The 23,980-nt window shown below is 61.3% G+C and carries 15 protein-coding genes; 4 read left to right on the forward strand and 11 right to left on the reverse strand.

Going from position 1 to position 23,980, the window contains the following annotated elements:
* Positions 1-82 precede the first annotated feature (82 nt).
* The 3 genes from HX823_RS08610 (at position 83) to HX823_RS08620 (ending at position 11,364) form a co-directional block, all read left to right on the forward strand.
* Complete coding sequence (locus tag HX823_RS08610; RefSeq protein WP_177074639.1) at positions 83-6,100, forward strand: NEL-type E3 ubiquitin ligase domain-containing protein; 6,018 nt, start codon at positions 83-85, stop codon at positions 6,098-6,100.
* 63 nt (positions 6,101-6,163) lie between these two features.
* Positions 6,164-9,352 carry a dermonecrotic toxin domain-containing protein gene (locus HX823_RS08615; protein ID WP_177074640.1) on the forward strand — a complete coding sequence of 1,063 codons (3,189 nt, stop codon included), beginning with the start codon at positions 6,164-6,166 and terminating at the stop codon, positions 9,350-9,352.
* 80 nt (positions 9,353-9,432) lie between these two features.
* Positions 9,433-11,364: an NEL-type E3 ubiquitin ligase domain-containing protein gene (locus tag HX823_RS08620; protein WP_177074641.1), complete on the forward strand. Its 1,932-nt coding sequence runs from the start codon at positions 9,433-9,435 to the stop codon at positions 11,362-11,364.
* On the opposite strand, the gene ureC is transcribed toward HX823_RS08620, so the two are convergent.
* The 11 genes from ureC to urtA all read right to left on the reverse strand — a co-directional run bounded on the left by ureC (position 11,349) and on the right by urtA (position 21,217).
* Positions 11,349-13,049 (reverse strand): urease subunit alpha, encoded by a 1,701-nt coding sequence (gene ureC / locus HX823_RS08625; RefSeq protein ID WP_177074642.1) that lies wholly within the window; start codon positions 13,047-13,049, stop codon positions 11,349-11,351. The two genes, HX823_RS08620 and ureC, sit on opposite strands and share 16 nt — an antisense overlap.
* A gap of 15 nt (positions 13,050-13,064) precedes the next feature.
* Entirely contained in the window at positions 13,065-13,373 is a 309-nt protein-coding gene (locus HX823_RS08630) for an urease subunit beta (protein ID WP_038851206.1), read from the reverse strand.
* Complete coding sequence (locus tag HX823_RS08635) at positions 13,370-13,903, reverse strand: GNAT family N-acetyltransferase (protein ID WP_016976964.1); 534 nt, start codon at positions 13,901-13,903, stop codon at positions 13,370-13,372. The genes HX823_RS08630 and HX823_RS08635 overlap by 4 nt, the downstream gene beginning before the upstream one ends.
* Positions 13,904-13,908: 5 nt before the next feature.
* A complete protein-coding gene (locus HX823_RS08640; protein ID WP_033897408.1) occupies positions 13,909-14,421 on the reverse strand; it encodes a GNAT family N-acetyltransferase in 513 nt (170 codons plus the stop codon).
* A 9-nt stretch (positions 14,422-14,430) separates the two neighbouring features.
* Positions 14,431-14,733: an urease subunit gamma gene (locus HX823_RS08645; protein ID WP_010213535.1), complete on the reverse strand. Its 303-nt coding sequence runs from the start codon at positions 14,731-14,733 to the stop codon at positions 14,431-14,433.
* 3 nt (positions 14,734-14,736) lie between these two features.
* Positions 14,737-15,576, reverse strand: coding sequence for an urease accessory protein UreD (locus HX823_RS08650; protein ID WP_033897372.1), 840 nt, complete (start codon positions 15,574-15,576; stop codon positions 14,737-14,739).
* A 31-nt stretch (positions 15,577-15,607) separates the two neighbouring features.
* Positions 15,608-16,306 (reverse strand): urea ABC transporter ATP-binding subunit UrtE, encoded by a 699-nt coding sequence (gene urtE, locus HX823_RS08655; protein WP_177074644.1) that lies wholly within the window; start codon positions 16,304-16,306, stop codon positions 15,608-15,610.
* Between the two features lie 109 nt (positions 16,307-16,415).
* Entirely contained in the window at positions 16,416-17,249 is an 834-nt protein-coding gene (gene urtD, locus HX823_RS08660; protein WP_177074645.1) for an urea ABC transporter ATP-binding protein UrtD, read from the reverse strand.
* Entirely contained in the window at positions 17,246-18,313 is a 1,068-nt protein-coding gene (gene urtC, locus HX823_RS08665) for an urea ABC transporter permease subunit UrtC (RefSeq protein ID WP_033897369.1), read from the reverse strand. Before urtC ends, urtD begins: the two co-directional genes overlap by 4 nt.
* A complete protein-coding gene (gene urtB / locus HX823_RS08670; protein ID WP_177074646.1) occupies positions 18,313-19,815 on the reverse strand; it encodes an urea ABC transporter permease subunit UrtB in 1,503 nt (500 codons plus the stop codon). Before urtB ends, urtC begins: the two co-directional genes overlap by 1 nt.
* A 136-nt stretch (positions 19,816-19,951) precedes the next feature.
* Positions 19,952-21,217: an urea ABC transporter substrate-binding protein gene (gene urtA / locus HX823_RS08675; protein WP_038842928.1), complete on the reverse strand. Its 1,266-nt coding sequence runs from the start codon at positions 21,215-21,217 to the stop codon at positions 19,952-19,954.
* A 264-nt stretch (positions 21,218-21,481) separates the two neighbouring features.
* On the opposite strand from urtA, the gene HX823_RS08680 reads away from it, so the two are divergent.
* A partial coding sequence (locus HX823_RS08680; RefSeq protein WP_177074647.1) for a DUF4329 domain-containing protein occupies positions 21,482-23,980 on the forward strand: 2,499 nt, incomplete at its 3' end.

The raw sequence follows: 23,980 nt of genomic DNA on the forward strand, positions 1-23,980 counted from the left end.
TAGCCGCCCCACGCTAACTATCTAGCGCGGGTCAACGGGTCGGCCATGATGTGCTGTTGCTCTTTATAACGGGAGCAACATCATGGCCGACCTCTCTTCTGGCACCCCGCCGGCGGCGACCCAAAGTATCCACCGCGAATACCTCGAACGCTCCAGCCCTGCTTGGCTGGTCGACGCTACTTCATCACGTCGTGAGCAGCTCAAAACGACGCCCACAGCGCCACCGGACTGGTACTTGCGCGCCTCGCCTGAACAGCAAAAAGCGCTGAATGATAAATACACCACCAGCCTCACCACCCAAACCGCCCTCGACAAGGCATTCGCCGCCCTGCAAGACATCGACACCTTCGCCCAACCCTTGCTGGTCAAGGCGCTGCAGGACACGTTCAAGGTGCAGTTGGATGTAAACAAAACCATCCTGCAGTTGCGCACGCGGGTCGAATACCTGCAGCCCCAAGCCACCTACAGCACATTCGAAGTGATGCGCTTGCCGTTGTTGCAGGCGGCGCTGCACAACTTTGAAGCATCGGAATGCGAAGAGGGGGCGTTTGATGCCTCGTCCGGGTTTGTGATCGAGACAACCGAGGCGCAGAAATTCGAAGCGGTCAGTACTTCGCTGACCGTTGCGCAATTCACCGGGCTGTGCCGCTCGCTGGATATTGGCGCGCAGTATCAACGCTATCTCAACGATTTCATGCGTCCCAAGGACCCCGTGGCCGAGCAGGCGTTGCGGCAAAAATTCAGCGCTGCGCGCAAGGCCGACCTGGCGGCGGCGGCGGAGCAGGCGCTGCTGACACAGGATATTGGGCCGGACGACTACCAGATGATTGTCTCGGTGATCAATGGTGAAAACCATCCGTGGATGGGCACACGACAGGTGTGGTTCCGCGACCTCAGCCTGACGAAAAAACGCATGACCGGCTGCGTTGCCTTTGTGATCTGCGAGATCCGCCGCTACACCAATGACCTGATCCTTTACATCCCCCACGACCCGCATCACCCATTGAAACGTGTCACCTGGGAGCAGATGCAGGCGATCTTCAAGACACGTTTCACCACGCGCGATACCTCAGCCCCCGATGATGGCAGCCCGACGGCTTACCAGCGGTTTTTCAGCCAATTCGTCAGGTACGGCGACTTGCCCGCGTATTTCGGCGAACTCACCGATTTTACGCCGGCACCCGGGACCATCACCGGTCTGAAGGTGTACTCGCCGTTCATGACGCATTTCCTCAAGGGCATTGATCCCTTTTCTTTGCTGTTCACAACAGCCGAAGTACCACCCAATCCGGAGCCCATCAGACGGCTTAAGTCGGACCCGTATCTCAATGTCGGCGCGATCAATCAGAAAGGTACCGTGTGGTGGGACGACAACCTGGACCTGTGGGACTACCTCTTCGAACAGCATCGCGACAAACTGCTGGCGGACGCCCGCAGCCACGCGGTGCCCACCGCCGATGTGGATGCGCGGGTACGCTCGGAAAAAATCGCCAAGTTACTGGGCATCGGCCTGCTGGCGTTGAACGTGGTGTCCATGTTCGTGCCGGTCCTGGGCGAGGTGATGATGGCGGTGATGGCCGGCCAACTGCTGTACGAAACCCTGGAGGGTTCCATCGAGTGGGCGGAGGGCGACCGCCACGCCGCCAAGGCGCACTTGGTGGATGTGGCGGAAAACCTGGCACTGATCGCGGTGATGGCGGGGGTCGGCAAAGGTTTTTCCAAGCTGGCAGCGGCCAAGCCTGAGCCCTTGATCGAGGATCTTCAGCCCGTAACCCTCGACAATGGTGATGAAAAACTCTGGCGCCCTGACCTGGCCCCCTACAAGGCGCCCATCACCCTGCCCGCCGATGCCCGCCCCAATGAGTTGGGGCTGTATACCCATGACGGGCAAACCGTATTGCCCCTGGACGGTGATCACTTTCGGCTGCGCCATGACCCGCTGAATGACGAGTACCGGATCCAGCACCCGACGCGCCCGCAAGCCTATGCCCCGCGCCTGACCCATAACCTGGAAGGTGCCTGGCAGCACGAGGCTGAAAGCCCGTTGAACTGGGATACATCGACCTTGATCAGTCGCTTGGGGTTGCCGGCCAAAGGCATGAGCACTGAGCGTGTGCAAGCGGCGCTGGAGGCCAGCGATGTCGAACTCGATAAGTTGCGCGCCGAGGCCCTGGATAACAACCCGATACCTTTGGTGCTCGCCGATACGCTGCAACGTTTGCGCTGCGCGGAGGATGTCAGCGCGTTTATCTCGCGGATCAAGGCGGCGGACGCTGGCAGCTACGCCAAGGCCGACGTGGCGCTGCAGATGGATCTGCTGCAACGCCGGGGCATGTTCGGGGATACCCGGTTGCGGGTGCTCGACGCGGATAACCATCTGCTGTGGGAGGCCAGTGGGCCGTCATCGATACGGCCCCGCGTGATGGTGTTGAGCGCGCGAGCCAGGAGTCGCGGCGAACTGCTGCAGGAGGTACTGCACACGCTGCAAGGCGTGGATCCGGCATTGAGCGAGTTCCCGGGGCTGGCGAGCGATCCTTTGCCCGAGCGCGCCAGGCTGTTGCGCCAGGACCTGGGCGAGTATGCCGAGGCTCACCGGAACACGTTGGTGGAAGAACGCTACCGCCAGCAGGACCTCGGTAACGATCCGGATGTGCACCGGTTGCGGTCGACTTACCCGGACTTGCCCAACGCGATGGCCGAGCAGGTGTTGCGCAACCTCACCGAGGAGCAACGGCAGGCCTTTCGCTTGAGGGCACGTCTACCGGATAACGTCAGGGCGCAAGCCCAATGGCACACCCAGGAAATACGCGTGTCGCGTGCTTATGAAGGTTTGCATGTCGATGCGTTGGCCAACCCGGACAGCCATATCCTGGCGCTGCGTACCCTGGAAACCTTGCCCGGCTGGCGGCGGGGAACCCGCGTCGAGTTACGTGAGTATTCGTCCGCAGGCAAGGTGCAGGATGCCATCGGCTCACCCGATGCCGCGATTCAAAAACACTTGGTGCTCAGAGAAGACGGCCAATTCGAGGGGGCGCCGCCGGGCGATATCTACTCAGCGCTGTGGCAGCAATTGTCCGTCGAAGAGCGTCAAGCCCTGGGGGCCGCAGACGCGGCGCAACTACAGGTGCTGATCCGGCGCTCGCCGCTGCCACGCGGACCCATGCGCACAGTGCTGCTGGAGCACCCGCTGCAAAAGCCTGAATATGATCCTTCGATGCGCTTGCTGGGCGGCGCTTTCAGCATTCGGCAAGTCGTCACCAGGGCCTTTACCACACCCGCAGCACGGACGAAAAAGCTCTTTCCGACGTTCTCCGAGGCCCAGATTGGTGATTTTCTCGCGGCCCAGGGAACCGATGTGACGGGGGCACTCAAGCGACTGGAGAAAGAATACAAAAAGCTCGAACAGGATTTGGCGGCTTGGGTCAACGAGCAACCCCGCTCCACGGCCACCCTCTTTGATCGTCGGGGCGGGACGCGCAAGGCTTATTCCGATGCCATTGTTGCCTGTTGGCGGCGACAGACACGCACATTGAACATCGCGCCAGGCACGCGCATGAACCTTCCCGAGCTGACAGCTGACTTCAACCATGTCGAATCGCTGGAGCTGTTCAATGTCTCCTGGACCACCGGGGCACAGAACTTCCTCAGCCATTTCAAACAGCTCAAACAGCTGAAAATTCAGAGCGCGGCGTTGACGGAACTGCCCGAAGGGCTGGGTGAAATGGATAATCTGACCCACTTGACGCTCAGCGGGAACCGCATCAGCCTGACCCCGGCCAGTGTCGAGCAACTGGGCAATCTGAGCCGGCTGGAGGAGTTGAACCTGATGGGTAACCCCTTGCAACGCCCGCCGGATTTGAGCCGCATGCCAAGGCTTAAAAAAGTCGACTTGAGTTACACCGGCCTTGAACAGTGGCCTACGGGCCTGCTTGAGCAGGAGAACCTGGCAACACTCAACCTCAGCCATAATGCGCTGCGACGTATCCCCGCCGAGCACCTTCACCCGGCACCTGAGCACTTCGAAAAAATCATCCGGCTCAATCACACGATTGATCTGCGTTCCAACGCTTTCATCGCTGAAACCTGGTTGGAGTTGGATGGCTATTGGCAACGCGTGTCCCAAAGCCATCCGGAATTAATGCACCTGCGGGACAGTAATACGTTCGCGGTCGAATCCCTCGATATCCAGGATGTTCAAAGCGTATTTCCTCGATACACCCTAGGCCGTGCCAGGGAGTATTGGCTCAGCCTGGGGGACGGTGCGCCGGCCGAATTGACCCGGCTGAAAGTGGAGTTGCAACGGCTCAACCAGCAACTCGATGCGTGGGCGTCCACAGGCGGCGGCGGTGGACGTCAACGTTATGTGCGCATGCGCGACACGTTGCTGGTTGGCGGGAGCGGGGGTGACCGATTCACGGCCAAAAGTCGGATCCTCGAGTGCTGGCGCAAGCTGGCGCCTGAAAGAGAGGCACGAGACGGTACGCCGATCGGACAGGAACTCGACCTCAGTAATCTGCATTTGCAAAGCCTGCCGGCCCTGGATGCGGATTTCAGCCATGTCGGCTCGCTCGTGCTCAAGAACATGCACCTGAGCGCCTCTCCCGAAGAATTCCTCAGCCGTTTTCGCGGCCTGCGCTGGCTGGACATGTCCCATAACCAGCTGCACGAACTGCCGCCGGCGCTGGGTCAGATGCAGGGTTTGACCCGGCTGTATTTGAATCACAACCAGATTCGCCTGACGGCCGATACCGCGCGTATTGTGTCTGAGCGCACGTCCCTTCGGGCGTTGTCGCTCAACAATAACCCGCTGGGCGTTAACCTGGACTTCAGCCAGATCACGGATATGCGTTCGTTGAACCTAGGCTACACCGGCATCGATCAATGGCCCACTGGGCTGGGTCACCAGTCATTGCTGGATGCCGTCTTGCTGGACAGTAACCAATTGACGAACCTGCCTGACTCCGTTATCCCACCCCCGGAGGCGTCTTTGGAGGGGGCGCTGCCACTGCGTTGCCGGATTTTTCTGGGCAACAACCCATTGACTGAAGCCACGTTGCAACGCATCACGGGCTATCGCACACGGGTCGAGCAAGCAGGCCTGGGGGGCGATCCGAATGTCGGCATTCTGACGACCGTTTATCGACCCGCTGCCGGGGCAGGCTCGCGCGGCACCACGGGTGCCGATTTCACGCGCTGGAGCCAGGGGTTTTCGACAGAGCAGATGGCCGCCCGGCAAACACAGTGGTCGAGCTTGCGCGAGCAGCCCAATGGCGATGGTTTTTTTACCATGCTCAACGATATGCAAGCGCCCGCTGAAGGACATGCCGACTTGCAGCGGCGCGTGTGGAGCGTGCTCGACAGCATCAACGAGCACAGTGTCGAGTCCGAGGCCTTGCGCGACGAGATGTTCACCTGGGCCGGGCGCGGGACTTGCTGTGATCGCGCAGCGTTGTCGTTCAGTAACGTCGAAATCATGAGCATGGTCTACCGGGCGAAGGCGTCGGCGACGGACGTCAACCAGGGGCCAGCGCTGTTGAAACTGGCCCGTGGTCTGTTTCGCCTGGATGAGGTGGAAAAAACTGCGTTGCAGGATATTGAGCAGCGTACTGCGCAGATCAACAGCGACACTTCCCTGACCGGATTAGAGAAAAACCAGAAGATCGCAGGATTGGAAGAAGTCGAGGTGCGCCTGGCCTATCGTTACAGCCTCAAGGGCCCCGACAAGCTGGATTTACCGGGGCAACCCGACAAAGTGACCTTCATCGGCATGGGCAAGGTCTCCCAGAAACAGCTGGCCGATACCCTTGACCGTATCCGCAAGCTTGACGGCTCGCCCCAAGAGTTCTCAGCCCTGTTGACCCGAGACTTCTGGAAGGACTTTGTAGTGAGTAAATACCGGCCGCAGTTCGAGGAGTTGAGCGAGCCTTATTATGAGGAACTGGCGAAGTTGACTGACAGCAACGCGGCGGGTGAGGTGTCCGAGGGTGACTTTCTGGCCCAGTCCAATGACCTGAAAATACGCCTGGCGGCCGCGGAGGAAGGGTTGATCGAAAGCCTGAGCCGTACCGAATGGGAGGTGCCTTCCACATCGCCTAAATAGTTAGGCCGGGTGCCCCATTCGCGGTCATTAGGATGAAAACCTCTCTCGAAAAGGTGCCATCCGATGCCCGCAACCTCCCTCACTTCAACCCTGCCGCCGGCCTTGCCCGGTGAGCAGGGGCAACACTATGCCTTTATCCGCCAGGCCATCCCGGCCTGCCTGGTGCAATCATCGGCCAAGCGGCGCCAGGCGCTCAAACAGGCTGCCCCACACGTGCCTGGCTGGTATGACAAAGCGTCCCAGGCACACAAGGACCAGCTCAACACACTCCTGCAGGCACGCTGCGAGTCACTCAACCTCCTTGAGAAAACCCTGCAAAAAATCCAGTCGGTGAACGCCTTCGCGCAGCCATTGCTGGAGGCGGCACTCAAGGACAATGGCCACGACCTGGACGTCAACCTCACGTGGCTGCGCCTTTACAGCCCGACAGAGGACGCCTTCGGTGTGCGAACCGGCGGTTTCAAGGTCAGGACCTTTTCGTTGCTGCAAGCGGCCTTGCACAACTTCGAAGCCCAGGAAGCCAAGCCGGGTTATTTCAACAGTGCCTCAGGCTTTATTACCGAGCCAGATGCTCGCGGTCACTTCGAGCGCCATGCCACGACGCTTGGTATCGACGCGTTCGTCAAACTATGCCGCGAGCTGGACCTGGGCGCGAAGTACCAGGCCTATCTCAAGAGCGCAGTGCACCCCGCCGACGTCGTGTCCGAGGGCGTGTTGCGCGAGCAATACATTCGCCATCAACAAGATGCGTTTGCGGCGGCGGCCCTGATGGCGCAACTCAAGGGCGATATCACCGAGAGCGATTACGCGTTGTTGCTGCGTGTGCTGGCCGGTGAGCAGAAGATCATGCTCGGCGACAAACAGATCTGGTATCGCACGCCCTGCCTGATGAACCTGCATTTGCAGGGTTGCCTGGTGATTGAGCCCTGCGTCGAGCACCGTTACTCGGATTGGTTCATCGTTTACATTCCAGATGACCCTGAACACCCGATCAAGCGCTATGCCTCGTTCGACGAATTCAGCAGGGCGTTGACCGCGCGTCTGCAGGCCGGACCGCAGCGGGATGCCGAGCGCACCGAGGCGACGCCGATAACCGATTTCCAACAGTTCTTCAGCCAGTTCGTCGCCTACAAGGACCGCCCGTATTATTTCCGCCGGCTGACCGAACTGGTGGTGGATGCCCCGCCCCAGCCTTTCGGCTCGCAGTGGTTACGCTCAGAGTGGGGTCGCTTGGCGACAACGTTGGTGGCACCGGTGTTGTCACCGTTGACGCAGGTGAAGACGGAGCCACAACCCAAGGTTCGCGTCGGCGTTACAGACCCCAACTTTAATATCAATATGGATTCCATCAAGGGGCTGTGGGTGGCGGTTGACCTGTGGCCGCAACGCTTTGAAAGCCTGCGCAAGCGGATGCTCGACAACGCCCGGGCTCAGGCCATCTCGACTGCGGATGCCGATGAGGCTGCCAGCGCCAGGCGTGTGCAGCATTACCTGAATATGGGCCTGTTTGGGGTCAACCTGCTGGCAATGGTCATACCGCCGTTGGGGGCGGTGATGGCCGTGGTGATGGCGGGCCAGTTGCTGTATGAAGTCCTTGAGGGCGCCATTGAACTCGGCGAGGGCGACCGAGAGGCCGGTTGGGCGCACATTACCGACGTCGTGGAGAACCTGGCCATGCTGGCGGTCGGCGGCGCCGCGTTTCACTTCACGGTGTCGCCGTTTATTGAAGGTCTCAAGGCGGTCAAGCTACCCAGCGGCAAGACACGCCTTTGGAAGCCCGACCTTGCCCCCTACGAATATGCGCGTGCGATTCCGGAGGGCGCGCTTCCCAACGAGCACGGCGTGCACCAGATCAACGGGGCGTCTGTTATCGCACTGGAGGACAAGCGCTTCAAAGTGCGCCATGAGCCCGTACACGACCGCTATGTGATCGAGCATCCTTCACGCGCCGATGCCTATGAGCCGGCGCTTGCACATAACGGCACCGGTGCCTGGCACCACGAGTTGGAGCGCCCGCTGAGTTGGGAGGGCGCGCGACTGATGCGCAGGCTTGGCCCGGTGGTCGACGGTTTCAGTGATGCCGTGCTGGAGCAGATCCGCCACGTCAGCGGTGTCGACGAGGACGTCCTGCGTCGCTTGCACGTGGAGAGCGAGCCCGTACCGGCGATTCTCTTGGATACGATTCGTCAGTTCCGTGCCTATGACAGTGCAATGCAGGTCGCCCAGGGCATCGGCGCGGGTGCGTTGTCGGACGCCTTGTGCAGTTACGCCGCAGCGCTGGCGGTCGAACTGCCCGGCTGGCCAGCGGGCAAGGCGATAGAGGCGTTTGCCGGAACGGAATTGAGCGGGGCGTCGGTCAAGTATGGCGATGTGAACGCGGCGCTCGTGGACACGTTGCAGGTCCGCAGGACCGAGCTCATGACGGGAAAACTGCCGGAACGTATCGTCGGCTTTCTGACCGAAACGCAGATGGACGCACTGGTCGGGCGCTATACGTCGCGTGTGACCGCCGAGCGCATCACCGCGCTTCAGAAAAAAATGCAGGAACGCGCGGTGTTGGTCCGAGCACGCTTGATGCGCAGCCTGTACACCGAGCAGCAGCCGATGACAGACGCGGCGGTGACCTTGATACAACGCGATTTCAAACGCCTGCCCAACTTGATGGTGCGCGAGATGCTGGCTGAAGCGACGCCCCAGGAGCGGGCGGCGCTGGACAGTACCGGGCGCATTCCGTTGGACCTTGCCCAGCGCGCGCGCGTACTGCAGCAAGACGTTCGGCTGAGCCTGGCCTACGAAGGCCTGTACCTCGATGCCATGGCTGAGCAGGACACCGAAGCACTGGTGCTTAACACCCTCAAGAACTTGCCGGGCTGGACCGACGACCTGCGCCTGGAAGTGCGTGAAGGTGAACACGGTGGCGAGCTACGCGCCAGCTTTGGCGCCGATGACGCGACGGATCGCAAAGTGCTGGTGCGGGTCGGTGACGGTCGTTATGAGGCGCGCAACGCCCGCGATGAGCATTTGCATGGCGCCGATGACCTCTACGCTTCCCTGCAACATGCCTTGCCGGATCGTCACCGCCAGGCACTCGGGTTCACACATGTCGCGCAGGGCGAGCAGTTGAAACAGACGATCATTGCCCATGCCTTGCCCCGTGACTCATTGCGCGCCGTGCTGAAGATGCAGCCACGCACCCAACCCTTGTTCAAGCTGCCTTCCCGGTTGGTTGATGGTCGCATCGGCTACCCTTGAGTGGCCAAGGCCTGTTTACGCAAGAGCAGAGGATCAAGGGCCGGGTGCGTGCGCTGTATCCGGCCATGACTGACGGGCATATGAGTGCGTTTCTGCGCGGTCGCAATCTTGACAACCCTGAGTGGCTGAGGGATTTAGAAGAAGAATACTCAGACGTTAAAACCGTGCTGACGCATTGGATGTGGGAAAACAGCCCTGGCCGACGGGTATTAAGTGTGCGGCGCAGGGTCGCTAAATCCATCATCAGTGCATGGCAAAACGGCAGTCCGACTTGGGACGTTGATCTGCGCAATGTCTATCGTGGGCAAGCGTTGGTTCTGCGCGAGCCACGAATGGGCGCCGCGCTGGAAACCTTGCCGCCGCTGCCGGGCAACTTTGATCATGTCACTGGTGTGTCACTGCCTGATATCGGGCTGACGGAACAAGGCACTGCGTTTCTGGCGACATTCCGTCGGCTGCGTGCCCTGGACCTCTCGGGCAACAGCCTTGCGCGGTTACCACCGGTGCTGGAACAGATGCCACGTTTGGAGCATCTGGCCCTGGATGACAACGAAATAGTCCTGACTACCGGCGCGGTTGCCACGCTGAGTGGCATGACCCGCTTGAACGTGCTTTCCCTTGAAGGCAACCCGTTGGGCCTGCCTCCTGATATCAGTCGCATGGGCCAATTGAAGATGCTGCTTCTGGCGCACTGCGAACTGACACAGTGGCCCGTTGGCACCCTGGTATGGCCAAGACCACGGGGGTTCATACTGGATTTGGCCTATAACCCGATCACTGAGATTCCTGATGTCGAATTGGGGTCTGCGGACGCGCAAGTCCTCGCCAGAACCATCGTCAGCCGTGAGCAGCTATCGCCGCAAGTACAGGCGACGCTCAGGTCGTATATCGCGTCCGTGGGGCTTGACCCCGAGCGCAATTTTCCACCACGCGGTACCCAGGACAGCGCCGTCTGGATGGCGGGCCTGACGAACGCGCAATGGCTGGCCAAGCAGCCTGTCTGGGATGCGGTTGAAGAGGCGCGTGGGGCCGAACCGTTCTTCGATGAGTTGCGTAAGTTAGCCACCTCATCAGATACCGAAACCCCGGAGTACAACGTGCTGCTGACGGCCAAAGTCTGGCGCATGCTGGAGGCGATGGCAGCGGATACGCACCTTCGCAAACGCCTGTTTCGGATGGCGCAGGCACCTACGACGTGCGTGGACGCAGGCGCGCAGTTGTTCAACGCGATGGGCGTCGAGGTCTTGCAGCACGAAGCGCTGGCGATGCCTGAGGAGGCGTTGCGCACACAGGCTCTTCTCGAATTGGCGATTGGACGCTCGCGCCTGGATGAGTTGGGTAAAGCCGCCAGTAGCCGGGTTGATGAGCTGGTTGCGCAGGGGCGAGTCTTTCCGCTCTACGATGAGAGCGGCCATTTGATCCAGCAGTATGACGCTGCGGGTAACTTGCGTGAGAGCCTCGACGTAGTGGAGATCCACTTGGCCTATGCCACTCAGTTGGCGGAACCACTGGCGTTGCCTTGGCAGTCGAAAAGTATGAAGTTCCCGGAGCGGGATGTCGGGGTGCAGGAGTTGGAGATTGCCTATACGCGCATTGCCGCGGTGGAGCAGGGGGATCAGTTGGCAAGTCGGATCAACGATCAGCCATTCTGGGCCGATTATGCACGCGCGTCTTTTGGTGAACTCTTCGAGTTGGCGGAAAGAAAAATCAACGCATTGACCGACTTGCAAATGGCGCAACGGGAATGGAGCGCCAATGGACACCTGGGCGAAGAACAAAAGCAGGCCTTGCGCAATACGATCAGCCAGGCCGGCCAGCTGCTCGGCAAGTCGGCAGAACAGATTCGTGAAGGGATCGTCATGGATAACACGCAATACGACTTGGAAATGGCCAGCCTGGCCACGGCACACAAAAACGTGTTGAGTACCGTGACCGGCCAGCAATTTGCCAGGTTCCCGCAAAAAGCCCTGGAGCCCTGGGCTCCAGAATGGGTCAGTCAGAACAGGAAGTAACGCTGTGCCATCGGCAGCACGTCGGCCGGCTCGCACCACAGCAGCACCCCGTCTGCCTTGACCTGATACGTCTGCGGGTCAACCTCGATATCCGGCAGGTAATCGTTGTGGATCAAGTCGGTTTTCTGCACGTCGCGGCAGCCCTTGACCACCGCGATCTGCTTCTTCAAGCCCAGGGCTTCGGGCAAGCCCGCCGCCTGCGCCGCCTGGCTGATAAAGGTCAGGCTGGTGGCGTGCAGCGAGCTGCCGAAGCTGGCGAACATCGGGCGGTAATGCACTGGCTGCGGGGTGGGGATCGAGGCGTTGGCGTCGCCCATGAGGCTTGAGGCAATCGCGCCACCCTTGAGGATCAGGGTCGGCTTGATGCCGAAGAACGCCGGGCGCCACAACACCAGGTCGGCCCACTTGCCCACCTCAATGGAACCGACGATGTGGCTGACGCCGTGGGTGATCGCCGGGTTGATGGTGTATTTGGCGATGTAGCGTTTGGCGCGGAAGTTGTCGTTGCCCGGGCCATCGCCGGGCAGCGCGCCGCGCTGTTTTTTCATCTTGTCGGCGGTCTGCCAGGTGCGTGTGATCACCTCGCCCACGCGGCCCATGGCCTGGCTGTCGGAGCTGATCATCGAGAACGCGCCGAGGTCGTGCAGGATGTCTTCGGCGGCGATGGTCTCGCGGCGGATGCGGCTTTCGGCGAAGGCGACGTCTTCGGCAATGCTCGGGTCCAGGTGATGGCAGACCATCAGCATGTCGAGGTGTTCGTCGATGGTGTTGCGCGTGAATGGCCGCGTCGGGTTGGTGGAACTGGGCAACACGTTGGCGAAGCCGCAGGCCTTGATGATGTCTGGCGCGTGGCCGCCACCGGCACCTTCGGTGTGGTAAGTGTGGATGGTACGGCCCTTGAGGGCAGCGAGGGTGGTTTCGACGAAACCCGACTCGTTGAGGGTGTCGCTGTGGATTGCCACCTGCACGTCGTATTCATCGGCGACGCTCAGGCAGTTGTCGATGCTCGCTGGGGTGGTGCCCCAGTCTTCATGCAGCTTCAAACCGATGGCGCCGGCCTTGACCTGTTCGATCAACGGCTCCGGCAAACTGGCGTTGCCCTTGCCGGTAAAACCGATGTTCATCGGGAACGAATCGCTGGCCTGGAGCATGCGCGCCAGGTGCCATGGGCCGGAGGTGCAGGTGGTGGCATTGGTGCCGGTAGCCGGGCCGGTGCCGCCGCCGATCATGGTGGTGACGCCGCTGGTCAGCGCTTCTTCGATCTGCTGCGGGCAGATGAAATGCACGTGGCTGTCGATGCCGCCGGCGGTGAGGATCATGCCTTCACCGGCAATCACTTCGGTGCTGGCGCCGATGGCCATGGTCACGCCGGGTTGGATGTCCGGGTTGCCGGCCTTGCCGATGGCGTGGATGCGGCCGTTCTTCAGGCCGACGTCGGCCTTGACGATGCCCCAGTGGTCGATGATCAGCGCGTTGGTGATCAACGTGTCGACCACTTCATGGGCGAGCAACTGGCTTTGGCCCTGGCCATCGCGGATCACTTTACCGCCGCCGAATTTGACTTCTTCGCCATAGACGGTGAAGTCCTGTTCGACTTCGACAAACAACTCGGTGTCGGCCAGGCGGACCTTGTCACCGACGGTGGGGCCGTACATGTCGGCGTAGGCTTGTCTGGAAATTTTCATGTGTATGTCCTCAAGTTATTCCAGATTGCCCATGATGCGTGCGGCAAAACCGAACACTCGGCGCCCGCCACTCAAATCCACCAACTCCACCTCCCGACTCTGCCCTGGCTCAAACCGCACCGCCGTCCCCGCCGGAATGTTCAACCGCATGCCGCGACTTGCCGCACGATCAAACGTCAGCGCGTCATTGGTCTCGAAAAAATGATAATGCGAACCCACCTGGATCGGCCGGTCGCCACTGTTGGCCACGCTCAGGCTGATCGTGCGGCGGCCAACGTTGAGTTCGATATCGCCAGGCTGGATCTGATATTCACCAGGAATCATGCAGGTTGCCCCAGGGTCTTGAAGTAGATGGCGGTCGGGCTGTAGCGCCCGTCCGGGCTTTGGCAGTAGTCGGGCAGTTCACCGATCTTGGTGTAGCGCAGCGACTGGTAGAAGGCTTCGGCGGGGGAGCCGGCCTCGGTGTCCAGGTACAACAGGCCGCGCTTGTGCTGGCGCGCGGCGAGTTCCAGGGTGCTCATCAATTGCTGGCCGAGGCCATGGCGGCGCGCGCTGCTGTGCACCAACAGCTTTTGCACCTCGGCGCGGTTGAGGCCGTTGGCTTTCTGGCACAGCGCCAATTGCACGCTGGCAATCACCTGTTCATCACGCACCACCACCCACAGCAACAGGCTGGTGTCTTCGATGCTCGCCTGCACGCTGCGCAGATACTCGCGGGCCTGGGCCTCGTCGAAGTCGGCCATGAAGCCGACGGACGCGCCATGCCTGACCGCGTCCAGCAAAAGCTCGATCAAGCCCAGGCGATAGTGGGCAAAACTTTCCGCATTGACTCGACGCAGTTGCGCGGCGTTCATCGACGTCACTCCTTGGGCGGTTCGGCGCCCGGGTTCAAGGCCAGTTGCATGAAGGTCAGGTCCAGCCAGCGGCCGAACTTGATGCCCACTTGGGGCATCTGCCCGGTGGTGATGAAGCCCTGGCGCTCATGCAGGCGAATCGAAGCCTGGTTGCCGCTCTCGATGGCGGCGACCATCACGTGTTTGCCGCACGCGCGTGCACGTTCGATCAGCGCCGCCATCAGCAACGGACCGAGGCCCTTGCCGCGTTGGTCGCTGCGCACATACACCGAATGCTCGACGCTGTAGCGGAAACCTTCGAACGGCCGCCAGTCACCGAAAGAGGCATAACCGGTGACTTCAGCGTTTTCCACCGAGACCAGGATCGGGTAACCCTGGGCATGCCGCGCACTGAACCAGGCCTGGCGGTTGCCCAGGTCCACCGGTTGTTCGTTCCAGATCGCCGTGGTGTTGAGGACCGCGTCGTTGTAGATATCGCGGATCGCCGGCAGATCATTTTGGGTTGCGTCACGAATCATCATCAGGCCTCACGCAATCGGCTGGTGCACGGTGACCAGCTTGGTGCCGTCGGGGAAAGTGGCTTCCACCTGGATATCCGGGATCATTTCCGGGATGCCTTCCATCACTTGTTCGCGGCTGAGCAGGGTGGTGCCAAAGTGCATCAGGTCAGCCACGGTGCGGCCATCGCGGGCGCCTTCCATCAGGGCGGCGGAGATGTAGGCGATGGTTTCCGGGTAGTTGAGCTTCACGCCGCGCGCGAGACGGCGCTCGGCCACCAAGCCTGCGGTGAAGATCAGCAGTTTGTCTTTTTCCCGTGGGGTCAGGTCCATGGTTCAGGTACTCCAGATTCGGGGGGGGACGGCTTCACGGCCCAGCACGGCGGGGCGTAACAGGCGCCATAAATCGATCAGCCAGGCGCGGGCATGCAGCGCTTCGCTGGCCAGGCAGCGGGCGACCAGCAGGCCCGGCAATTGGGTCAGGTCACCGCGCACTGCGTGGGGCAGGGCGCGGCAGGTGTCGAGTAATTCAGGGTCGATATCGGCCGTCAGCAGCAACGTGGCAAACACGGGTTGCCCGTCCAGCCCGATGGGCGAATCGAGCAAACCGTCGGCGCCGACAATGCGCTGGCGTTCATGCCAGAGCAACTGACCGTCGCGGCGGATATCGAGGTGTGATTGAAAGTGGCCAAGCTCAAAACGCTCGCCGCTGGCCGGGCGGCCGAGGGCGACCACATCCCAGTAGAACAAGCGCGCATCGCCTTGCAGTTCGATGCGCGTGGTGAGTTCGGCCTGGGCGGCGCTGAACACGATGGTTTCCTGGGGCAGCCATTCCAGCGTAGCGCCGGCTTCCACGGTGAGGTCCAACTGCTGGAACGCAGGGCCCTTGGCGCGATACCATTTGGCTGCGCCAGGGCTGGTCAACTGGGCCCAGGCGCCTGCACCGACATGGGCGCTGATGTCCAGGCGATCACCACCGGCAATGCCACCGGGCGGGTGCACGATGATGTGCTGGCACACCTCGGGGCCTTCGGCGTACAGGTGTTTTTGCACGCGCAACGGGCCGAGGTGGCGGCGCATCACCGGCCGCGTGGTGTCGCCGAAACGCGCGTAGCCGAGTTCCAGCTCGGCGTGCCAGCTGGGGGTGAACAGGGCAGGAGTAACGGGCAGGTTCATGGCAAAGAGCTTATCGTTAGGAGGCTACAGATTAGATGGTTACCAGGCCGCGCACACCCTCACTTTCCATATTTTCACCTCGGCCCTGCTGCACGATTTCACCACGGGACATCACCAGGTATTGGTCGGCCAACTCGGCGGCAAAGTCGTAGAACTGCTCCACCAGCAGGATCGCCATATCGCCGCGCTCCGCCAGTTTCTTGATCACCGCGCCGATCTCCTTGATCACCGAGGGTTGAATGCCTTCGGTGGGTTCGTCGAGGATCAGCAAGCGCGGGCGGCTGGCCAACGCGCGGCCGATGGCGAGCTGTTGCTGCTGGCCGCCGGACAAATCGCCGCCACGCCGATGTTTCATCTGCAGCAACACGGGGAACAGTTCGTAGATGAATGCCGGGACTTCCTTGGCCTGCGAACCGGGGAAGCGCGAGAGCCCCATCAAGAGGTTTTCTTCCACCGTCAGCCGCCCGAAAATTTCTCGGCCCTGTGGCACGTAGGCGATACCCGCGTGCACGCGTTGGTGCGGCTTGAACCCGGTGATGGCGCGGCCTTCCCAATTCACCGCGCCTTCTTTGGCCGGCAGCAAGCCCATCAGGCACTTGAGCAGGGTGGTCTTGCCCACGCCGTTACGGCCGAGCAGGCAGGTCACTTCGCCGATCTTCACGTCAAACGACAGTCCGCGCAGGATGTGGCTACCGCCGTAGTACTGGTGCAACTTGTCGACTTGCAGCATTCTCAAAACCTCCTGAAATCGGGCAGGTGCCTGGCTTTTGTGGTGAGCAGGCTTGCCCTGCGCGGGGCAAGCCCGCTCACCACAAAAGCCAGTGTCCGCATAAAGCGCTTTAGCGGCCCAGGTACACTTCGATCACGCGCTCGTTTTCCTGCACCTGTTCCAGCGACCCTTCGGCCAGCACACTGCCTTGGTGCAATACGGTGACGTGGTCGGCAATCGAACCGACAAAGCCCATGTCGTGTTCCACCACCATCAACGAGTGCTTGCCCGCCAGGCGCTTGAACAGTTCGGCGGTGAATTCGGTTTCGGCATCGGTCATGCCCGCCACCGGTTCATCCAGCAGCAACAGTTGCGGGTCCTGCATCAGCAACATGCCGATTTCCAGGAATTGCTTCTGGCCGTGGGACAGCAACCCCGCCTGGCGCTGGGCCGAAGCGGTCAGGCGGATGGTGTCGAGCACTTCATCGATACGGTCTTTCTGCTCGCCACTCAAGCGTGCGCGCAGGCTGGCCCACACGGATTTGTCGGTCTTCTGCGCCAGTTCGAGGTTTTCGAACACGCTGAGGGCTTCGAACACCGTGGGCTTCTGGAACTTGCGGCCGATGCCGGCCTGGGCGATCTGCACTTCGCTCAGGCGGGTGAGGTCGAGGTTTTCGCCAAACCAGGCGGTGCCGTGGCTGGGCCGGGTCTTGCCGGTGATCACGTCCATCAGCGTGGTCTTGCCCGCGCCGTTGGGGCCGATGATGCAGCGCAGTTCGCCGACGCCGATGTAGAGATTCAGGTTGTTGAGCGCCTTGAAGCCATCGAAGCTCACGCTGATGTCTTCCAGGCTCAGGATGGTGCCGTGGCGGGTGTTGAGACCTTTGCCGGCCGCCTGGCCAATACCGATGGCATCGCGGCCGGCGCCCGCATCGAAAATAGGTTCAAGCATGACGTTCCTCATTTCTTCAGCAGGCCGATAACGCCCTTGGGCAGGTACAGGGTGACGATGATGAACAGCGCCCCGAGGAAGAACAGCCAGTATTCCGGGAACGCCACGGTGAACCAGCTCTTCATGCCATTGACCACGCCAGCGCCCAGCAGCGGGCCGATCAGCGTGCCGCGCCCGCCCAGAGCGACCCATACGGCAGCTTCGATGGAGTTGGTCGGTGACATTTCGCTGGGGTTGATGATGCCCACCTGCGGCACATACAACGCTCCTGCCAACCCGCACAGCACTGCGCTCAGTACCCACACGAACAGTTTGAAACCGCGCGGATCGTAGCCGCAGAACATCAGGCGGTTCTCGGCGTCACGCAGTGCGGTCAGCACCCGGCCGAACTTGCTCTTTGCCAAGCGCCAGCCGATAAACAAGCTGACCACCAGCAACAGCACCGTCGCTACAAAAAGCACCGCCCGCGTGCCCGGTTCGGTAATGCCGAAACCGAGGATGCTACGGAAATTAGTGAAGCCGTTATTGCCGCCAAAGCCGGTCTCGTTCCTGAAGAACAACAGCATCCCGGCGAAGGTCAGGGCCTGGGTCATGATCGAGAAATACACGCCCTTGATCCGCGAGCGGAAGGCAAAAAAACCGAACACCAGCGCCAGCAAACCCGGCGCCAGCACCACCAGGCACATGGCCCAGAGGAAGTGCTCGGTGCCGACCCAGTACCACGGCAATTCGGTCCACGACAAAAAGGTCATGAACGCCGGCAGCTCATCGCCGGACGCCTGGCGCATCAGGTACATGCCCATCGCATACCCACCGAGGGCGAAGAACAAGCCGTGGCCGAGGGACAACATCCCCGCATAGCCCCAGACCAAATCCAGGGCGAGGGCGACGATGGCGTAGCAGAGGATCTTGCCCACCAGCGTCAGGGTGTAGGCCGAGATATGAAAGGCGCTGTCGGCGGGCAGCAGCGACAGCAACGGCAGCGCCAGCAGCAGGATCAGGATCACCGCACCCACGGCAATCGTCACCTTGGGCCCGACTTTCTGCGTGGCGGTAAGCATCAATGGCTGGTTCATCAGTCGATCACCCGTCCTTTCAGTGCGAAGAGTCCTTGCGGGCGTTTCTGGATAAACAGAATGATCAGCGCGAGGATCAGGATCTTGCCGAGCACGGCGCCGATCTGGGGTTCGAGGATCTTGTTGGCGATGCCCAGCCCGAAGGCGGCCATGACGCTACCGGCCAACTGGCCAACACCGCCAAGGACCACCACCAGGAAGGAATCGATGATGTAGCTCTGGCCCAGGTCCGGGCCGACGTTGCCGATCTGGCTCAGCGCCACGCCACCCAGGCCTGCGATGCCTGAACCCAGGCCAAACGCGAGCATGTCCACCCGCCCGGTGGGCACGCCGCAGCACGCTGCCATGTTGCGGTTCTGGGTCACGGCGCGCACGTTGAGGCCCAGGCGCGTCTTGTTCAGCAGCAGCCAGGTCAGCACCACCACACACAGCGCGAAGCCGATGATGACGATGCGGTTGTACGGCAGCACCAGGTTGGGCAGCACTTGAATGCCGCCGGACAGCCACGCGGGGTTGGACACTTCGACGTTTTGCGCACCAAACACCAGGCGCACCAGTTGGATCAACATCAGGCTGATGCCCCAAGTGGCGAGCAGGGTTTCCAGTGGCCGGCCATACAGGTGACGAATCACCGTGCGCTCCAGCGCCATACCGATGGCGGCGGTGACAAAAAACGCCACCGGCAGCGCGATCAGCGGGTAGAACTCGATGGCTTGCGGCACATAACGCTGCATCAGCATTTGCACCACATAGGTGGAGTAGGCGCCGAGCATCAGCATTTCGCCGTGGGCCATGTTGATCACGCCGAGCAGGCCGAAGGTGATCGCCAAACCGAGGGCTGCGAGCAGCAGGATCGAACCCAGGGACATGCCGCTGAAGGCCTGGCCGAGGATCTCGCCGAACATCAGTTTGCGCTTGACCTGGGCCAGGCTGGTTTCGGCGGCGGTGTGCACGGCGGCATCGGTTTCTACGCCGGGGGCGAGCAAGGCTTCCAGGCGTGTGCGCGCCAGCGGGTCGCCGGTGTTGCCGAGCAAACGCACGGCGGCGAGGCGCACGACCGGGTCAGGGTCGACCAGTTGCAGGTTGGCCAGGGCCAGGCTGAGGGCGGTATGCACGTCCTCGTTGGTCTCGCTGGCGACTTGCTGATCAAGGAATTTCAGCTGCGCGGGTTGCGCGCTTTTTTGCAGGGTTTGTGCGGCTGCGAGGCGCACCTTGGGGTCGGCGGCGAGCAGTTGCTGGCTGGCTTGGACGTTGTCGATCAGCCCGCGCAGCCGATTGTTCAGGCGCACGGTCTTGGTTTCACCGTTGAGCGTGAGTTGGCCTTGTTGCAGGGCATCCACCAACTCGATGCGTGCCGGATCGGGCTGGGCGGCCCAGTCTTGCAGGAGCTTGGCTTGTTGGGCCGGGTTGGCGGCCAGGAAGTCTTCGGCGTCGCTGGCGTGTGCGGCGAAAGGCAGCAACAGCAGGATGGCGAGGATGAAGCGGTAAAAGGCAGTAGGCATACAAGTGTCCTGATCGTGCGCGGACAGTGTGGGAGCGGGCTTGCTCGCGAATGCGGTGTGTCAGTCGATGTATCTGTCACTGATCTACCGCATTCGCGAGCAAGCCCGCTCCCACATTTTTTAGACCGAGTCGGGCTTAGTTACTTTTCACGGCGTAATCCGGCTTCTTGTCATTGCCCGGAATGTATGGGCTCCACGGCTGGGCGCGGATCGGTTCCTGGGTCTGCCATACCACCGAGAACTGTCCATCCGCCTGGATCTCGCCGATCATCACCGGCTTGTGCAGGTGGTGGTTGGTCTTGTCCATGGTCAGGGTGAAGCCCGACGGCGCGGCAAACGTCTGCCCGCCCAGCGCTTCACGCACTTTGTCGACGTCGGTGGACTTGGCCTTCTCCGCCGCCTGCGCCCACATATGGATGCCCACGTAGGTGGCTTCCATCGGGTCGTTGGTCACGGCTTTGTCGGCGCCCGGCAGGTTGTGTTTCTTGGCGTAGGCTTTCCAGTCGGCGACGAACTTCTTGTTCACTGGGTTCTCCACCGACTGGAAGTAGTTCCAGGCGGCGAGGTTGCCCACCAGCGGCTTGGTGTCGATGCCGCGCAGTTCTTCCTCACCCACGGAGAACGCCACCACCGGTACGTCGGTGGCCTTCAAACCCTGGTTGGCCAGTTCCTTGTAGAACGGCACGTTGGAGTCGCCGTTCACGGTGGAGATCACAGCGGTCTTGCCGCCGGCGGAGAACTTCTTGATGTTGGCCACGATGGTCTGGTAATCGGCATGGCCGAACGGGGTGTAGACCTCTTCGATATCTTTATCCGCGACGCCTTTGGAATGCAGGAACGAGCGCAGGATCTTATTGGTGGTGCGTGGGTACACGTAGTCGGTGCCCAGCAGGAAGAAGCGCTTGGCCGCGCCGCCTTCTTCGCTCATCAGGTATTCCACGGCGGGGATGGCTTGCTGGTTCGGCGCCGCACCGGTATAGAACACGTTCGGCGACATCTCTTCGCCTTCGTATTGCACCGGGTAGAACAGCAGGCCGTTGAGTTCTTCAAACACCGGCAACACGGATTTGCGCGACACCGAAGTCCAGCAGCCGAACACCACGGCCACCTTGTCCTGGGTCAGCAACTGCCGGCCCTTTTCGGCGAACAGCGGCCAGTTCGACGCCGGGTCGACGACCACCGGTTCGAGCATCTTGCCGTTCACCCCGCCCTTGGCGTTGATCTCGTCGATGGTCATCAGCGCCATGTCTTTAAGCGAGGTTTCGGAGATGGCCATGGTGCCGGACAGCGAATGCAGGATGCCGACCTTGATGGTCTCGGCGGCCTGGATCGTCCAGGTCATGCCCATGGCGGCAATGGATGCCGAGAGAGTGAAAGCCTTGATCAAGCTGCGACGCTTCATGGTGCAATCTCCGTGACCGATTTTTTTTGGATGGCTGATAAAGAGGAGATAGCAAAGGCTGTGCCGAAGTCGTAAAAGCCTGGCAGGCAAGGGGCGCAGAGGTGCGGCGAGGGGCATGGCGCGCACCATTGTGGCGCTTGCTGGGCGGGCGCGTGCACACCGATGTGCTGTTGTGGTGCCTGCTGAACATTATGTAGCGCACGTTCGGGCAGTGGCCGACCGAGGATGGTGGAACCTTAACCACTGTCCTGAATGGAGCCCATGATGAATGAGGATGACCAGTACCCATCCGACCCACCCGCGCTTGCGCTGGAAGCAAAATTGGCCCTCGAAGGGCCTTTCGTCAATGCCGATGACGCCGCGTTCTGGGCGCACCAGCGCATCGACAGGCGCGATGCAGAATACGGCGGCGCGATCCTTCGCAAAGCTGGGCGCTTTTATGCTTCGACGCCGCTGCGCGGCGGCGCGAATGAGTTCACCCCGTCTGACGTGATTGCCCTGGACGATAAGGGCAAGATGTTGCTGCCGCCCGGCTATGCCCCCTACGCGTTTTATCACTCACATCCTGACGACAACGAGAAGTTTAAAAACATCTCGCTGACGGAGGCGCAACGCAGCATTCTCAGAGGGTTTTTTTCTTACCACGACGCGCGATTCATCATCGATTTAGGCTCGGTCGTGGCTGCCCATTACTTGTCTGGGCCTGATGGCGGGCTGCTCAAATATGTGACCAGCGATTCGCCCAAGGAGCGTGAGCTTCGCAAGCGTATAACGTTGGATAACTACAAGAAGTTGCACGCCTTCGACGATTTCATTGCGCTGCTGGCCGACGCGGGTGAATTGACGGTCGTCGTGGCCACCAGCGCCTGGGGCGGTGAGCGTGGGCGCGTTACCGGGAGCTGGAAACTGGGCACCCCGTTGAGCGATGCGGGGATGCAGCCACTGTTTTCGAAAATCGCATCCACCCCTGGCCTGGGGCATCTTTTGCCAGAAGGTCCGGAGCCGATGTTTGGCTACCAGCTCAAGGCCCTCGGCAAAGATGAATACATCGTGCCCACCCAGGCCTGGGAGCGCAGCGAGTTGACTGCCCCGTCGCACCTGTTCCCGACGCGCGCGGATGGCGGTGTGAGGCTACCGTCCGGTTTCCGTATCAGTGCCGTCTACTGTCGGCTGGGCACCGCCGGGACGTGGCTGCGTCCGTCATTCTTCACCCCGACACTGTTGGCCGCCGTGGACGGGCAAGTGAGGGCGGCCCCCACGCTGTACAGCCGCGAACCTAAAATGCGCCTGGTCCTGCGTGGTTGGGACGGTCGGCTCTGGGCCTACCAGTATTCCGGCACGGACGCAGAAACCCGCTACCTCGACGTTGATGGCGTGGCTATCGAAAATCAATTGAGGGAGGAGACGCTGCCCTTGGTGAAGTTTGCCCAGAGCATGCTGGGGATTGGCGAGATTGTGACGTTTCAGCGGCCGACAGACCCGCCGTCGGAAGGCGTGCTGGCCCAGGCCTCCTTTGAGCAACTGCAAAAAACCATGAGCCCGGCCTTTATCACGGCCGACGATGCTGCGCGCTACCTGCATGAGCGCCCGCATGCGCGGGAAGCGCTGCAGCTCGGCTACGTTCTGCAACGTGACGATGACCTCTTCGTGTCGACGGCCGCCATCGGTGAGTCCGCGCTGAGCCGCCAATTGGGTCTCACCTTTGACGGCAAGATTGTCACCGAGCTGTTCCTGCCGACCGGGTATCGTTATGCCGGGCTTGTGGTGCTGATGCCGAATATCCTCGAGACCGCCAAACAGGGTTTGGGGGGGCGGACGGACGATGAGGTGCAGCAGGGCAAAAAGCTGTCGCTGGAGGATGAAGCCAAGCTCTACTTGAGTACGCCCAATTATGAGTTCACCGCGAGCTTCCTGACCGCTGGCGTCAAAGTTCCCGCCTTGTATTACTCAAGTCCATTTGAATCGCTGATCAAATACGTGCGCAGCGACACTCAACTGGAGCGCGATTTCAGCGGGTTCCTGAGAGAGGCCCTGCGTGTGCAAAGCTTCAAGCCGCAGCTGGATGGCTTTGATGGCAGCGTGGTTGAAATGGTCCGCAAACTGGTACGCCTGGGCGAGTTGCATGTGCTGCAAAGCAGCCCTGCCTGGGGTGGTTCGCTGGGCAAGATCCCGAGCATGTGGTCCGCCTACCGCTCGTTTACCCCTGCAGCGCCGGTGCCACCGACCTACAGCTGGGTATTCGAGCATGCCGATTCGGCTGCCACCTATGGTCAAGACCAGCAAGCAGCAAGCGGGGGGGGATTGTCGTTCATCCTCAAGTCACTCAAGGCCGACGCCTACGTAGTAACCCGCCCCGTGGCCCTGCGCCCAGGCCTGCCGGTATTATCCCGGCAGCATCTGTTCAATGGCCTGCCGACGGGCTACGTGCCCTTCGGCGTCTGCCATGCGCCTCGCCCCCCGCTGGGCTTGAAGATCGAGCAACACTGGTTGTACGAAAGCTTCATTTCGACGGGAGAGTTGGCGTCGGCCATTGCCGAGTCGCGCCGGCCGACTCACCCGCTGCGCGTACTTTACTTGAGTACCCGCGACGGCGCGCGGCTCAAGTACAGCTTTTCCGGCAGCACCTTGGAGAGCCAGCTCTACGGCGTTACCCCGACGGGCATCGTCACCGACAACGGCCACCTGGCCTCGCTGATCGCCAAGCACTCGACGCCTCAGCAATTCGTGCGGCAAGTGGCGGCGGCGGGGCGGCTGGTGGTGCAG

This window comes from Pseudomonas sp. P7759, from assembly GCF_013386445.1.
Taxonomy (GTDB): domain Bacteria; phylum Pseudomonadota; class Gammaproteobacteria; order Pseudomonadales; family Pseudomonadaceae; genus Aquipseudomonas; species Aquipseudomonas azotoformans_A.